The 14,286-nt window shown below is 72.9% G+C and carries 12 protein-coding genes; 1 reads left to right on the top strand and 11 read right to left on the bottom strand.

What is annotated here, in order from left to right:
- Positions 1-43 precede the first annotated feature (43 nt).
- From ACZ4N4_RS22865 to ACZ4N4_RS22815, 11 genes are all read right to left on the bottom strand, one after another.
- Entirely contained in the window at positions 44-793 is a 750-nt protein-coding gene (locus tag ACZ4N4_RS22865) for a spherulation-specific family 4 protein (protein ID WP_453570850.1), read from the bottom strand.
- Positions 781-1,740: an NAD-dependent epimerase/dehydratase family protein gene (locus tag ACZ4N4_RS22860; protein ID WP_453570847.1), complete on the bottom strand. Its 960-nt coding sequence runs from the start codon at positions 1,738-1,740 to the stop codon at positions 781-783. Before ACZ4N4_RS22860 ends, ACZ4N4_RS22865 begins: the two co-directional genes overlap by 13 nt.
- A gap of 181 nt (positions 1,741-1,921) precedes the next feature.
- On the bottom strand, positions 1,922-2,995 hold the full coding sequence (locus ACZ4N4_RS22855) for a hypothetical protein (protein WP_467591838.1): 1,074 nt from the start codon (positions 2,993-2,995) through the stop codon (positions 1,922-1,924).
- Positions 2,996-3,240: 245 nt separating this feature from the next.
- On the bottom strand, positions 3,241-4,992 hold the full coding sequence (locus ACZ4N4_RS22850; RefSeq protein WP_467591506.1) for a glycosyltransferase: 1,752 nt from the start codon (positions 4,990-4,992) through the stop codon (positions 3,241-3,243).
- 267 nt (positions 4,993-5,259) lie between these two features.
- Complete coding sequence (locus ACZ4N4_RS22845; protein WP_453570842.1) at positions 5,260-6,852, bottom strand: dipeptide ABC transporter ATP-binding protein; 1,593 nt, start codon at positions 6,850-6,852, stop codon at positions 5,260-5,262.
- Positions 6,849-7,847 carry an ABC transporter permease gene (locus ACZ4N4_RS22840; RefSeq protein ID WP_467591502.1) on the bottom strand — a complete coding sequence of 333 codons (999 nt, stop codon included), beginning with the start codon at positions 7,845-7,847 and terminating at the stop codon, positions 6,849-6,851. The genes ACZ4N4_RS22845 and ACZ4N4_RS22840 overlap by 4 nt, the downstream gene beginning before the upstream one ends.
- Positions 7,844-8,881, bottom strand: coding sequence for an ABC transporter permease (locus ACZ4N4_RS22835; RefSeq protein WP_453570837.1), 1,038 nt, complete (start codon positions 8,879-8,881; stop codon positions 7,844-7,846). The genes ACZ4N4_RS22840 and ACZ4N4_RS22835 overlap by 4 nt, the downstream gene beginning before the upstream one ends.
- A gap of 4 nt (positions 8,882-8,885) precedes the next feature.
- A complete protein-coding gene (locus ACZ4N4_RS22830) occupies positions 8,886-10,604 on the bottom strand; it encodes an ABC transporter substrate-binding protein (protein ID WP_467591498.1) in 1,719 nt (572 codons plus the stop codon).
- A 165-nt stretch (positions 10,605-10,769) separates the two neighbouring features.
- Complete coding sequence (locus tag ACZ4N4_RS22825; RefSeq protein ID WP_351321593.1) at positions 10,770-10,862, bottom strand: Ms4533A family Cys-rich leader peptide; 93 nt, start codon at positions 10,860-10,862, stop codon at positions 10,770-10,772.
- A 56-nt stretch (positions 10,863-10,918) separates the two neighbouring features.
- Entirely contained in the window at positions 10,919-12,541 is a 1,623-nt protein-coding gene (locus tag ACZ4N4_RS22820; protein WP_467591494.1) for a DUF3152 domain-containing protein, read from the bottom strand.
- A gap of 7 nt (positions 12,542-12,548) precedes the next feature.
- Positions 12,549-13,541, bottom strand: a complete 993-nt coding sequence (locus tag ACZ4N4_RS22815; protein ID WP_467591491.1) for an alpha/beta fold hydrolase — start codon at positions 13,539-13,541, stop codon at positions 12,549-12,551.
- A gap of 473 nt (positions 13,542-14,014) precedes the next feature.
- Here ACZ4N4_RS22815 and ACZ4N4_RS22810 point away from each other — a divergent pair, with 473 nt between their 5' ends.
- On the top strand, positions 14,015-14,245 hold the full coding sequence (locus ACZ4N4_RS22810) for a hypothetical protein (protein WP_450754942.1): 231 nt from the start codon (positions 14,015-14,017) through the stop codon (positions 14,243-14,245).
- Positions 14,246-14,286: the final 41 nt, after the last annotated feature.

Raw genomic sequence — 14,286 nt, 5'->3', positions numbered from 1 at the left:
AATCACTACAGATGTTCTCCGTGTAACACTGCCATGGCCATCTTCATTCCGAGACACCTGTCCCGACCCGCGAGACGATGTCGTCCCAGTAGCCGGGCATGTTCTCCCAGGGGTCCACGCGCCCGCCGTGATCCGTGCGGTCCGTGAAGTAGATGGTCGCGGCGCCCTGCCAGCGGGCGATGCGCAGTGCCTCGTCGAGGTGGCCGCGGGGTATGCCGTGCACGAAATGACAGAAGCGGTCCGGCGGGTAGTCCGCGGTCCACTCGGCGACGTGCGACCAGCGGTAGTCGCTCCACGAGCCGGCGAAGGTCACCAGCTGGTCGGCGTTCTCCGCGTAGCCCGGATGGGGGTGGGTGCCGTGACCGAGGACGATGTGGGGGGCGTCACCGATGGTGCGGAGCGTGGCGACGGCGCGGCGGATCTCGGGGAGCGCCGTGCGTTCGCCGGGGCAGCGCTCCAGCAGGAAGCCGTCGACGCGGTACCAGTCGTGATAGCGGCGGGCGTCGAGGACCAGGTCGGCGTGGGGGCGGGCGCCGTAGGTGGTGTCCAGGCGGCCTAAGACGCGGACGCCCGCGTTGCGGAGCCTGCCGACTGCTTCCAGGCAGTGCGGGTCGGGGCGGCTGCCGGGGCCGTTCGCCACGTTGAGGACGACCCAGCGCAAGGGGGTGCCCGGGCGGGTGAGTTCGGCCCACTGCGCGGGGGCGAGCAGGGGGTGGGCGTAGCCCGGGATGCCGAAGGCGGTGCGGACGCCGGTGGCCGCGGCGCCCGACCTGGTGCTGGTCAGATGCGGCATGCCGCCTCCATCCAGATGTCCGCGAGGGACTCTTCGAGGTTGATACGGGGCCGCCAGCCGAGCCGGTCGCGGGCACAGCGCACGTCGGCCTGCTGCCAGCTGCCGCAGCCGTCCGGGTACGGGTAGGCGACCGGGGCCGCGTGGTCGGGGTCCAGGCGGGGGTGGCCGATGGGGCTGCGCATCGGGCCGGGCGGGCCGTCGAGTTCGTGCAGGGCGCCGCCGTATCCGGCGACCCGGGCGAGGACGGCGGCGGCGTCGCGGAGGCGGACGGCGCGGCCGGAGCCGATGTTGATGACACCTTGGGCGGCGGAGAGCGAGGCCGCGTGGACGGCGCGGGCGACGTCGCGTACGTCGACGAAGTCGCGCTGGGCGCCGAGGCCGCCGAGTTTGAGTTCGCCGTCGCCGGACTGCATGGCGCGGCGCATGGCTTCGGCGAGGCGGCCGAGCGGGGAGCCGGCCGGGGTGCCGGGCCCGGCGGGCGAGAAGACGCGCAGCACGACGGCGTCCAGGCCCGACCCGAGGACCAGTTCGGTGGCGGCGAGCTTGCTGACGCCGTACGGGCCGCCGGGGCGCGGTACGGCGTCCTCGGCCGTGGAGGAGCCGGGCTGGCTGGGGCCGTACTCGGCGCCGCAGCCGATCTGCACCAGGCGGGCGCCGCAGCCGCTGCGGCGCAGGGCCTCGCAGATGGTGGCGACGGCGACGGTGTTGTGCCGGGTGAGTTCCCGGGCACCGCCGCGGGTGGCGCCGGCGCAGTTCACGATGACGCCAGGGTGGACCGCGTCGAGGAAGCGGGTGAGCGCACCGGGACTGCCGGTGGCGAGGTCGAAGCGGACGTCGGCGTCGTCGCCGCGGCCGAGCGCGGTGAGCTGGACGGCCGGGTCGGCGAGTAGCCGGTCGGCGACGAAGCGGCCGAGGTACCCGTTGGCTCCGATCAGCAGAACCCTCATCGCGTGGCTCCCGGGGTGTGCGCTCCGGCGACTCCGGTGGTTCCGGACGCTCCGGGTCCGGGTCGGGAGGTGGTCATCTGGCGGTCTCCTTCAAGGGGTGATGCGGTTGCCTCCGGCGGGATGCCGGGCGCCTGCCGCCGCGACGGCACGGCGAGGCAGGCGAAGAGAACGGCGGCTGTGCTCACTCGGGGTCTCCCGTCGGCGCGTGGGCCGAGGCCCGGGTGAGAGTGCGGGTCGCCTGGAACAGCAGCGCCAGGGCCGCGACGCCGCAGACGAGTGCTGGGACACCGCCCGCGCCCCAGGCGCCGGCCACGGCGTCGACGGGGGTCGCGAGGAAGGCGCAGCCGGGCAGCCGGCCGGCCAGGACCAGCCCCACGGCGGCCGCTTCGGCGGCGGCGGCGAGGGCGAGGGCGGGGCGCTGCGGCACGTTGTGGACGGTGAGGAGGCGGGCGAGCAGCAGGAGGGCGCCGAGGGTGAGGGCCTCCGGGTAGCCGGCGGGTTCTCCGAGGGCGGCGCCGCACACGGCGAGCAGGGCGGTGAGGACGCCCAGGTAGAGGGCGAACGTGCCGAGCAGCAGCGGCTGTACGGAGCCGGCGAACTCCTCCAGGCCCCGGCTGCCCGTGAGCCTGCGGCGGGCACCCGCCGTGAAGAGATGGGCGCTCCAGGCGGCCGGGGCGCAGGCCAGGGTGAGGGCCAGGACGGGCGCGGCGGTCACCGGCCAGGGGCCGTGCGTGGCGCCGGTCGGGAGGCCGTCGGGGCCGCCGTCAAGGACGGCGCGCAGGAGGCCGTTGCCGAGGAGGGCGTAGGCAAGGAGCCAGCAGGTCCACGCGCGCGTGCCGGTCACGGTGTGCCGGGCGGGGAGGCGGCCGGGCCCGGCGAGGGGGCCGTGGCGCAGGGCCAGGCCCACGGCCAGGGCGAGGGCGAGCACGCCGACGGCCGCCGTCAGGAGGCGGGGGCGCCCCTCGGTGAGCCGTAGGCCGGTCACCACCGCCGCGCCGACCACGCCCGGCAGGAGGGTGAGCAGCGCCCAGTCGGCGCGCACGCGGGGCGCGGGCGCCGATTCCGGGCGCGGGCGCGGGTCGCCGTCGCGGGGCACGCGCGCGTAGAGCTCCTCGGCGAGTGAGAAGACGTCACGGTGCCGGAAGCGGGCGGCGGTCCGGTCGGTGACGCCGTGCGCTTCGAGGCCGGCCGCGATCTCCAGCGGGTCGACGGCCTGCTCACAGAGGGCGCGGTGGCGGTGCATCAGCGCCTTCACGGGATCGGCGGCGCCTCGACGTGGGGTTCGTCCCCGGCTGCCCGGGGCGGTCCGGGTGTGGCCCCCGCCGACGACCGCGGCCGAATCCCCGGCCCCGCTCCGGGAGAGGGCGCCTTCCGAGCCGTCGTCCGCCACGCCCAGGAGCCATTCCTCCGACCGCGCGTCCCAGGCGTCGGCCCCGCCGGGGCGCTCGGGCCGGTCCAGCTCTGCCGGACCGCCGTTCACGGCGTCGTCCTCGTCGCCGTTCACAGGGCACCCTCCGGCGCCGCGAGCGGGGTCGCCCGTACCGGGGTCGGCCGCGGTGCGGCGCCCAGGGCCCAGCCGGGGCCGCCCCGGCTCACGACGCGGGCCGTCGGACCGGTCCAACGGCCGGGGACATGGGCCTCGGCGGGAGCGGCGAACGGCAGCGGCTCGCCCGCCTCGTCGAGGACGACCCGGCGCACCGGGCAGTGCGAGACGATCTCCAGGTAAATGCCGTGAAATGCCGCGATGTTCTGCTCGACGGTGAACAGTTCGAGCGCCCGGGCGCGTGCCGCGGCTCCGAGGCGCTCACGGCGCTCGGGGTCGCGCAGCAGCGCCACGCACGCCTCCGCGAGCGCCCGCGGATTGCGCGGGGGAACGACGAGACCGGTGCCGCCGATGACCTCCACCACGGCGCCGACGTCGGTGGAGACGGTCGGACGGGCGCAGAGCATCGCCTCGACGAGGCCGACCGGAAAACCCTCGACGACGCTGGAGAGGACGACGACCGATCCGGACGCGTAGGCGTCGGCGAGGGTCGGTGCCTCCGGGCCGCCGATCTCCTCGAAGGCGACCGGGTTGTCGCCGACGGCGTGCACTCCTTCGGCCTCGTCCGGGAAGAGCTGGGCGGCGAGCGCCTTGCAGTGGCCCAGGTAGGCCCGGCCCTCCGGTCCCGCCGGGGCGCCCACGACCCGCAACCGCGCCTTGGGCTCCTCCTTGCGGACCTCCGCGAAGGCGTGCAGCAGCGAGACCAGGTCCTTGGACGGTTCTGTCCGGCCGACCCACACGAGCGTGTCCGGGTCGGCCCGGTCCGGCGCCTCGCCGACCTCGGCGAAGCGGGCGGCCTCCAGGCCCGGATGGACGGTGCGGATACGGGCGCGGTCGGCGCCGCAGCGCTCCTGCCAGCGGCGGGCGTGCGCGTTGCCGGGGGTGATGATCGCGGCGCGGCCGTAGACCTCGGCGGCGAGCCGGCCATGGAAGGCGGCGAGCAGGGCGCGCACGGCGGGGGTGGCCGCGTCGGGGCCGGAGGCGAGGTAGTGCGAGCGCAGTTGCACGCCGTACTCGGTGACCAGCAGCGGCACGTCGCAGAAGTGGCGGGCGAGCAGGCCGGGCAGGGCGGCCGGGCCGCCGGCGGTGGCGTGGCAGAGGTCGACGGCGCCGAGGCCGTCGTCGTCGTACCAGTCGAGCGAGAGGGGGCGCAGGGCGCGTTCGAGGTGCGCGGCGACGGCGAGCAGATCCGGCACGCGCGCCTCGCGCGCCGTACCGAGTGCGCCGGGCGCGCGGCAGGCGCGCTCCAGGGTGCGGACGGCGCTGTCGGAGCGGAGTGCGCCGACCAGTCCGCCCTCGTCACGGGCGAGTTCGGCGAGTCCGTAGAGCGCGCTGCCGAAACGGTCCGCCAGACGGCCGGGTCCGGCACCGGAGCCGCCCGCACCGTCCGCGCCGCCCGCACCGTCCGCGCCGTCCGCTCCGTCCAGGCCCGTACCGGCCGGGCCGCCGGCGCCCGGACCGGCGCACAGCACCGCCGCCAGCTCCCCGTAGCTCTCGACGAAGCGCCGGCGCGCGCGTCGGCCGTACGCGACCCCGTCCTCCTCGGCGGCCCACAGGGGCGCCGTCCGTACCCGGCTGACGTGCGGCGGCAACGGCAGCCAGCCCTCGTCCTCCTGACGCCTGCTGCGGCTGAGCGCGTAGAGGTCGAACTCATGCTGCCCGAGCCCGCGCACGAGCCGGTCGCACCAGAGTCTGGCGTCACCGCTCACATACGGATAGCCACCCTCCGTAAGCAGTCCGATGCGCACTGTGCACCCCCGATCGATCTCCCGTATGGGGAGCCACCGTTGCCTCGGTGGCTCGCAGCGGGACGAACGTATGCGGACAAGGCGGTGGCGCGACGGACGGTTGTCCATCGCGCCACCAAAAGGGGTGAACGGTCGTAACTTTCCCGTGCGGTTCGCGTTCGGTCGCGCTAAGAGATCGATCGACAGCGAAACGTCACATGGGGTTGGCTCCCGGGAGCTGCTGAAACGTCACGCCGACGCGAGTTCCCGCCGAGCCGCCCGACGCCGGGCCGCGGCCTCGGGGTCGAGGGCGGGTACGGCGGCGAGCAGTTGCCGGGTGTACGGGTCCTGGGGGCTGTCGTAGACCTCGTCGGCGGGTCCGGTCTCGACGATCCGGCCGCGGCGCATCACCGCGACCCGGTCGCTGACCTGACGGACGACGGCGAGGTCGTGGGCGACGAAGACGAGCGCCAGGCCGAGTTCGCGCTGGAGCTCACCGAGCAGGGCGACGACCTGGGCCTGGGTGGTGACGTCCAGCGCGGAGACCGGCTCGTCGCAGACGATGACGCGCGGGTCGGCCGCGAGCGCCCGCGCGATGCCCACGCGCTGGCGCTGGCCACCGCTGAACTCGTGCGGATAGCGCTCGTAGTGCGCCCCTTCGAGCCCCACCCGCTCCAGCAGTTCGATCACGCGCCGCCGGATGCGCCCCTGGTCCCGTTCGCCCCCGGCGCGCAGCGGGTCGGCTATCGACTCGCCCACGCTGCGCCGGGGGTTGAGGGACGACACCGGGTCCTGGAAGACCATCTGGACGGCCGGCCGCACGCCCACGCGCGCGTGCCCCTCGTAACGGACCTCTCCCGCCGTCGGCTCCAGCAGCCCGACCAGCATCCGGCCGAGCGTCGTCTTGCCGCTGCCGCTCTCGCCGACGATGCCGAGGGTCTCGCCCCGGTGGACGGACAGCGACACGTCGTCCACCGCGGCGAACGTCCCCTTGCCGCGCCCGAATTCGCGCCGCAGACCGGACGCCTCCAGCACGACCTCCTCGGACGCCTGTGAGGGCGCGCGCACCGCGTCCACGCGCGGGACGGCGGAGAGCAGTTCGCGGGTGTACGGCTGCGCGGGCGCCCCGAGCACGGCGGCGACCGGGCCCTGCTCGACCACGCGCCCGTGCCGCATGACGAGCACCTGGTCGACGCTCTCGGCGGCGACGCCCACGTCGTGCGTGACGAGCAGCAGCCCCATGCCGGTCTCCTCGCGCAGGGTGTGCAGCAGGTCGAGGATCTGGGCCTGGACGGTGACGTCGAGGGCGGTGGTGGGCTCGTCGGCGATCAGCAGGTCGGGCTCGCAGGCGAGCGCCATGGCGATCAGCGCGCGCTGGCGCATGCCGCCGCTGAACTCGTGCGGGCGGGACCGGGACCGGCGGGGCGCGTCCGGGATGCCCACGCGGTCCAGGACCTCCACGGCACGCGCGCGTGCGGCCCGTCGCGACACGCGCGTGTGCACGCGGTACACCTCGGCGATCTGGTCGCCGATCGCGTAGTACGGGTCGAGGGAGGAGAGCGGGTCCTGGAAGACCATCGCCGCCTTGGCGCCGCGCAGCCGCCGCAGTTCGTCGTCGGTGGCGGCCTGTACGTCGGTGCCGGCGACCTGGATCGTGCCGCCGACCTTCGCCCCCGTGCCGTGATGCAGGCCCAGCAGTGCCGAGGCGACCGTGGACTTGCCGGAACCGGACTCGCCGACCAGCGCCAGGGCGGTGCCCGCGGCCAGTTCGAAGGAGAGTCCGTCCACGGCCCGCAGGTCGCCGAACTCGACGGTCAGATCAGTGACTTGGACGAGACTCATGCCAGTACCACCCGTCGGTCGGCCACCGCGTACAGCACGTCGGCGACGGCGTTGGCGAGGACCACGAAGAAGCCGATGACCAGGACCATGCCGACGACGACGGGCAGGTCGACCACGGTGACGGCGTGGACGAGTTCCTGGCCGATGCCGGGAAGACCGAAGAGGGTCTCGATGAGGACGGCGCCGCCCACGGCACTGCCGAAGTCGTTGGCGTTCAGGGCGATGATCGGTGCCAGGGCGCCGCGCAGGGCGTGCCGGCCGACGATCGACCGTTCGCCCACGCCGTAGGCCCGGAAGGTCCTGATGTGGTCCTCGGCGAGCGTCTCCAGCATCGACGCCCGGGTCATCCGGGCGAAGTAGGCCGCCTCGGCGAGCGCCAGGGTGAACCACGGCAGCAACAGGTTCCAGGCCCACTGCTCGGGGTCGTCCGAGAAGGACACGTACTCCGGGAACGGCAGCAGCTCCAGTTGTCCGCAGATCACGATCATCAGGACGAGCCCGATGACGAAGACCGGCGTCGACATGCCCGCCAGGGTGAGGCCGGTCAGGGCGCGTTCGGTGAACCGGCCGCGCCGCCAGGCGGAGAGGATGCCGGTGCCGACCCCGAGGATCAGCCAGAGCACCATGGCGCCGATCACCAGGGACAGGCTGACCGGCAGCTTGGTCAGGATGATCTGGGTGACCTGCTGGTCGCTCTGGTACGAGAGTCCGAGGCAGGGCGCCGAGCAGTGCGCGACAGATGTGCCGGTCGAGTAGTCCTGGCCGGCGAAGATGCCCGACAGGAAGTGCCAGTACCGCAGGTACAACGGGTCGTCGAGCCTGAGCTGCTGGGAGACCTGGTGCACCTGTTCCGGCGAGCAGCGCGGGCCGCAGGTGATCTGGGCGACGTCGCCGGGGGTCACGTAGAAGACGACGTAGACGATCACCGAGATGGCCAGCAGGGTGATCACCGCGCCGATGGCACGGCGCAGCGCGAATCCGGCGAAGCCGGTCATGACTGGGTCTCCTTCGCGGCGGCCGTGTTCGCCGTCTGCGTCGCGGCGGCCGCCTTCGCCTCCTGCTTGCGACCCGTGCCGACGCGCAGCCGGGAGGCCGACCGCGGGTCGAGGGCCGTGCGGATGCCGTCGCCGAGCACGGTGAGCGCGAGTACGGTCACGAACAGGGCGCCGGCCGGCAGCAGCAGGTACTGCGGGGCCGCCTGGTACCAGATGTTGGCGGAGGTCAGCATCTGTCCCCAGGACGGGGTCGGGGGCTTCACGCCGACGCCGAGGAAGGACAGCGAGGCCTCGATGGAGATGTTGGCCGGCACCATGAGCGCCGCGTAGGTGATGACGGGCGCGGCGAGACCGGGCAGCAGTTCCCGGCGGGCGATCCGCCAGGTGCTCCAGCCGCTGAGCCGCGCGGCGGCCACGTAGTCGAGGTTCTTCAGGGAGAGCGTCGCGGCCCGCGTGATCTTGCCGATGGTGCCCCAGGCGACGAAGCCGATGATGAGCGAGACCAGGACCGGCCGCGGAAAACTGGCGGGCACGACGGCCAGCAGCGCCAGCGCCATGATGATCAGCGGCATGGCGACGATGATGTCGGTGACCCGGCTCAACAGTTGATCAACCCATCTGTTGCCGAGCGCGGCCGTGACACCCACGATGACACCGAGGACGACCTGCACGGTGGTCGCGGCCAGCGCGACGCCCAGGGAGACCCGGGCCCCGTACACCAGTCGCGCGAACAGGTCCCGCCCGGTCTGCGGTTCGACGCCCAGCCAGTGGTCGCCGCTGATGCCGCCGAAGGAGCCGATCGGGACGCCGCCGCGCGCGGAGTCGATGAGGGAGGGGTGGTAGGTGGTCGGGTCCTGGCCCTCCAGCGCGGTGAGCAGCGGCGCCGCGAGTGCGACCAGGACGAGCAGCGCGACGACGGCGGCCGCGACGAGGGCGGCGCGCCGGGTGCGCAGCCGCCGCCAGAACTGACGAGCCCCCGAGGCCCCCGAGGCGGGCGCCTCGGGGGCCTGGGCGGCGAGAAGTGCCTCGCTCACGGCGCTACTTCACCGCGACCTGGGAGATGTCCAGGACACCGGTCCAGTCGCTGATCACGACGTTCTTGATGTCCTTGCCGACCAGGCGCTTGTAGACCGGGTGGAACAGCGGCACGGTCAGGGCCTGCGCGCCGATCTTCTTGTCCAGTGCGCCCCAGCGCTGGGCGGCCGCGTCAAGGTCGGTCAACTTGTTGATCGCGTCAATCTCCGCATTGACCGAAGCATCATTGAGCTGGGCCGAGTTGAAGTTCGCGCCGTCCTTGACGATCTGCCGGCCGTCGAAGATCGGGGCGAGGAAGGGACCGCCGGAGGGCCAGTCGGCACCCCACGCGGAGAGGAAGAAGCCCGGCTCGGTCTTCACGTCGTGGATCGTGTCGGAGTAGTTGTTGTCCTCCAGACCCTGGAGCTTGACCGTGATGCCGGCCTTCTTGAGGGCGTCCTGGATGGCGGTCGCGATCTCGGGGCTGGTCTTGAAGTTCTGGGCGTTGTCGTGGGTCAGCGTGACGGTGAGCCCGTTCGGGTAGCCCGCTTCCTTCAGTAGTTCCTTGGCCTTGGCCGCGTTGCCGGTGTCGCCCGCGGGGAAGAGGTCGTACGGCGTGTAGCCGAAGGACTTCTGGTTGGGCAGGTAGGTGGTGGCGGCCTCGGCCAGCGCGCTGCCGCCCGCCGCGTTGACCACGGACGACCGGTCGACGGCGTACGAGATCGCCTGCCGCACCTTGGCGTTGTCGAACGGCTTGACCTTCGGGTTGAACGCTATGTAGTTCGTGTAGCCGAAGTGTCCGGTGCCGACGCGCGAGGCGAGTTCCTTGTCGCCGGTCACCTTGGCGAGCTCGGCCGGGCCGAGGTTGGTGTCCGTGGTGACCGCGGCGGCGTCCGTCCCCTGGGACGCCGACAGCCGCTGGTTGATCACCGAGGAGTCGAGCCCGGACTTGACGTCGATCTTGTCCGGGTAGGCCTTGCGCTGGTCGTCGACGGCCGACGACCAGTACGTGTTCCGTTCCAGCAGCAGGTGCTCCCCGTCGTTCTCGTTCTTCACGACCTTGTAGGGGCCGGACGAGACCGGGTGCTCCTCGTACTTGGTGCCCGTGTCCTTGGCCTTCGGGACGGGCGTGAACTGCGTCTGCGTGGCCAGGAACGGGAACTCGCCCTCGGGCTTGTTCAGGTGGAAGACGATCGTGCGGCTGTCCGGCGTCTCGATCGCCGAGAGCCCCTTCTTGTCCTTGTACGGCCCCTGGTAGTCGGCGGCGCCCACCAGCCAGTCCCGCAGGTAGGGCGCGCCGCCGGAGAGTTCGGGGGCGAAGGAGCGCTCGATGCCGTACTTGATGTCGGCGGACGTGATCGCGGTCCCGTCCTCGTACTTGAGGCCCTTCTTCAAGGTGTAGGTCCACACGGTCGCGTTCTCGCTGGGGCGCCCGGTGTCGGTGGCCAGGTCGGGGACGACCTTGGCGCCGGCCGCGCCGTTCGCGCGGTTGCGGGTGGTGAGCGTACGGAAGACCAGGGAGGGCACGTTGCCGCCGCCGGACGTGTACAGGCGGGCGGGGTCGAAGTCCGACTGGGGATCGGAGTTCAGGACCGTGAGCGTGCCGCCCTTGTGCGGCGTGGAGTCGCCACCGGAGCCCTTGGCATCGTTGTCCTTCGGCCCGCAGGCGACGGCTCCCGCTGCCACGACCAGGCTGACGGATGCCACGGCCAGGCGGCGCGCTGTGGCGGACGGTTGACGCATCGGAATGACGACCTCTCGGAAGGCGAGTCTCGGTTGGTGAGACAGATTGACGAGGAGTGAGACGAAGGTGAACAGACGTCTGCCCGGGCGTCAGGTCGTCGAAAGAGCCGTGACCGAGTCACGGCGACGGAGAAAGATCGCGACGCGAACGCCCAGGGGCGAGGGTCAGCGACAGTGAATGTCGGCCACGCAGAGCGCGGTCACACCGATGAGCGCCAGCTCGATGGCGGCGCGCGCGGAGGCGTGAAGGGACGACATGCCCAGAAATATGTATGAACTTTCTGCCCATGTCAATGTGATGTATGCGCCACCTGTCAACTCTTGGGGTACGGCCAGGGGTTGGGCAGACAGTGGATTCCGTCGTGGTCGAGGAACTTGGTCTGCTGCTGCATGACCGGCGCAAGACCGCCGTCCTTGTCGCAGGTCACATGGCCGTAGCCGAGCCGGTGGCCGACCTCGTGGTTGATCAGCATCTGCCGGTAGGCGTGGATCTTGTCGCCGTACGTCTTGCTGCCCTGCGCCCACCGGTACGCGTTGATCATGACGCGTTCGGTGGCGGCCGAGTCGCACGACACGTTGTCCTCGGTCGTGTCGAGGCCGGACTTGGCGCACCACTTGGCGGTGGTGCCCGGGCTGGCAAGGGTGATCACGAAGTCGGGCTTGCCGGAGTAGACGCGCTCGAAGGTGCGGGCGCCGTTGTGGGCCCAGCTGCGGTCGTCGTTGAGCGTCTTCTGCACGGCCGCGGCGAACAGTTCGCCGTCCAGCCCCAGCCCCTGCTCCACGTCGACGCGGTAGGTGTACTTCTGCCCCTTGCCGGGTGCCTTGGCGACCCCGGGCACGGCGTCGAACTTCCCGGACCCGGCCAGCCTGGCGCCGAGCGGGTACTTCTTGCCCATCGCCTGCTCGTACGAGAGCGTCGCCACGCGGGGCGAGGCGGAGACGGACGGTGTCGTACGGCCGTTGCCGCGCGAGGCGGCACCGTCGGTGACCCGTGCGTCGCCGGCGGCCGACTGGGACCGTACGCCGCTGTCACTGCCGTCGGCGACCTGCCCGGCGACGATCACCGCGAGCACGGTGGTGACGGCGGCGGCCGCGACGCCGGTGAGGGCCCGCCCCTTGCCGCCCCTGGGCTGCGCGGGTTCGCCGGTGGGCGGCGCGTCGTCATCGCCGGCGCCGCCGAGCGGCTCGGAGGCGAGCGCGGAGGTGTGCGGGCCGGAGTCGAGCAGGGAGGCAGCCGGGCCGGAGGAGGGCGGATACGTTTCCGCGCGCCGGCCTCCGATGCCGGTACCCGCGCCGGGGCGGGGCGTGAAGACGTCGGCGTCCTCGCCGAAGGCGTCGAGGTAGTCCTGCCGGGGCACACCGGGGCCGCCCTGCCGCTGCCGAGGTATCGACGGCCCGGCCGCCCCGGAAGCGGCGGCTCCGGCCTGTCCGCCTACCTCACCCCAGCCACCGCCGGCTTCCCGCTGCTGGGGATGACCGCCACGGGCCCGGGGCACACCGTGGGCAGGCGTCCCGTCCGGCAACCGGGGCACACCGTGGGCAGGCGTCCCGTCCGGCAACCGGGGCACACCGTGGGCAGGCGTCCCGTCCGGGAACCGAGGCATCCCGCGCGCGGGCGTGCCGTCCGATGGGCGCGGGCCGCCTTGAGCCGGCGCGCGGTTCGCGGGGCGCGGGAAACCACGGGCAGGCGTACCGTCCGCGAACCGCGGCGCTCCGCCCACCGGCGTACCGTCCGGCAGCCGCGGAACCCCTTGAGCCGGCGTGCCGTCCGGTGGGCGCGGGGGCCCTGCCTGAGGCGTGCCCTGGGTCGGGCGGGGTACCGGCCCGGTGCCTTCGCGCTCGCCCTTCCTCGGGTCGCTGTTCCGGCTCGCACCTATGCCGGTTATGTCCGCGGCATCGCCTCTGGGGGCCGGACCACGGCGGCTGTGACGTCCCACCCGCCCCTCAGCTCCCCACGCCCGGCGCGACCGCACCGGCGCCCGACTCGTCGATCTCCGCCAGCAGTTCACGGAAAGCCCCGGCCACCGTCGCCGGGTACTCCATCATCGCCACATGCCCGGCGTCCGGCATGGACAGCAGCCGGGAGTGGCGGAAGCTACGCGCGGCCTTCTGGGCCATGCGGTAGCCGACCAGCTGGTCGCGGCCGCCGTAGATCAGCAGGGTGGGGGCGAGCACGCGCTCGGCCTGGCGCCAGAGCCCGTGCTGACCGCCCAGGGTGTAGGCGTTGACGATCCCGCGCGCGGACCGCGCCATCGCGTCCCAGAAGTACGGCAGTCGCAGCCGCCGTTCCAGCTCCTCCACCGCGTACTCGAACGCCTCGGGCGTGACCCGGCCGGGGTCGCCGTAGCAGAGGGCCAGCACGCCCCGTACCCGCTGTTCGGCGGTCCACCTGCCGGTCGCGCGGGTGAGCAGTCCGGCGACGCCGGGCAGGCCGAGCAGCACTGTCGGCATGGCCGTGCGCTGCACGCGCAGTTCGGGCAGGGCCGGTGAGACGAGTGTGAGCGTGCGGACCAGGTCGGGGCGGACGGCGGCGACGCGGGTGCTGACCGCGCCGCCGAGCGAGTTGCCGAAGAGGTGGACCGGACCGCGGCCGACCGCGTCGAGGTAGCGGATGACCGCGCGCGCGTGCCCGGTGACGGAGTAGTCGCCGTCGTCCGGTGGCGGGGAGTCGCCGAAGCCCGGCAGGTCGACCGCCTCGCCGTCGACCACGCCTTCGAGCCGCTGCATCAGGTCCGACCAGTTCTGCGAGGAGCCGCCGAGCCCGTGGACGTACAGCGCGGGCGGCAGGCCTGCGCGCGCGGGCGGCCTGGACCGGACCGTGAGGGTGACGCCGGGCAGCCCGACCGTCCGCAGCCGCTCGCCCTCCGCGACTCTGACGGCCGCCGCCTTCGGCAGCACGCTGGTGGGCGGCACTGAGGGCAGCTCGGTCGAAGACATGGGCCAATGTTACGAGACGATCACACAGTGATTCGTGTGTTCGCCATCACAGAACCGCCCGGCGAGCCATCGCGCCACAGGGCGGCCGGCCGGACCACAAGAAGGGTGAGCCGCCGCGCCACACCACGCACGGTCCTCCGGCGCCCGGCCGCGGACGGCGCGAACGCCCGACGCCCGACGCCCGAACGCCCGACGCCCGACGCCCGACCGCCGACGATCCACGGACCGGCCATCGGTCCGTCGGGCGACAGGCCGCCGACAACTCGTCGACAACTCGTCGACAAGCTTCGGCTAGTCGTCGGTGAGGCCGTATGGCCGACGGTCGACAGCATCAGGGGCGGACGGCTGTCGACGGCATAGAACGGCCGTCGACGGCATAGCGTCCGCAACCGGTGTCTCCTAGGCTCATAAAGAGGGCACCCGTTTATGGCCCCCTGCTTCTGCCAGGGACATTCGATGGAAGGGAGCCCACGATGGCCTATGACCCCACCGACCCCGACATGCTCGACGATCTGCGGCTGGAGGCGGAGGACGCCCCGGAGATCGACGTCGAGGCCCCCGAGGGCGATGCAGCCGAGCAGCATACGGACGTCGCGCCGTCCCGTGACGACGCGCTCACCGGCGTGGACGAGGACCGCGCGAACGAGGCCGATCTCATCGAACAGGCGCGCGTGGTCTCCCTCGACGAGGAGGACTACCGCTGACCGCGAAGGCTCCGGCGGGTCCGTCTGGCCTGTCCGCGTTT

The sequence above is a fragment of the Streptomyces sp. NPDC026538 genome, assembly GCF_055567535.1.
Note: the sequence above shows the minus strand (reverse complement) of the source record. Positions and strands in the feature narration are given on the sequence as shown.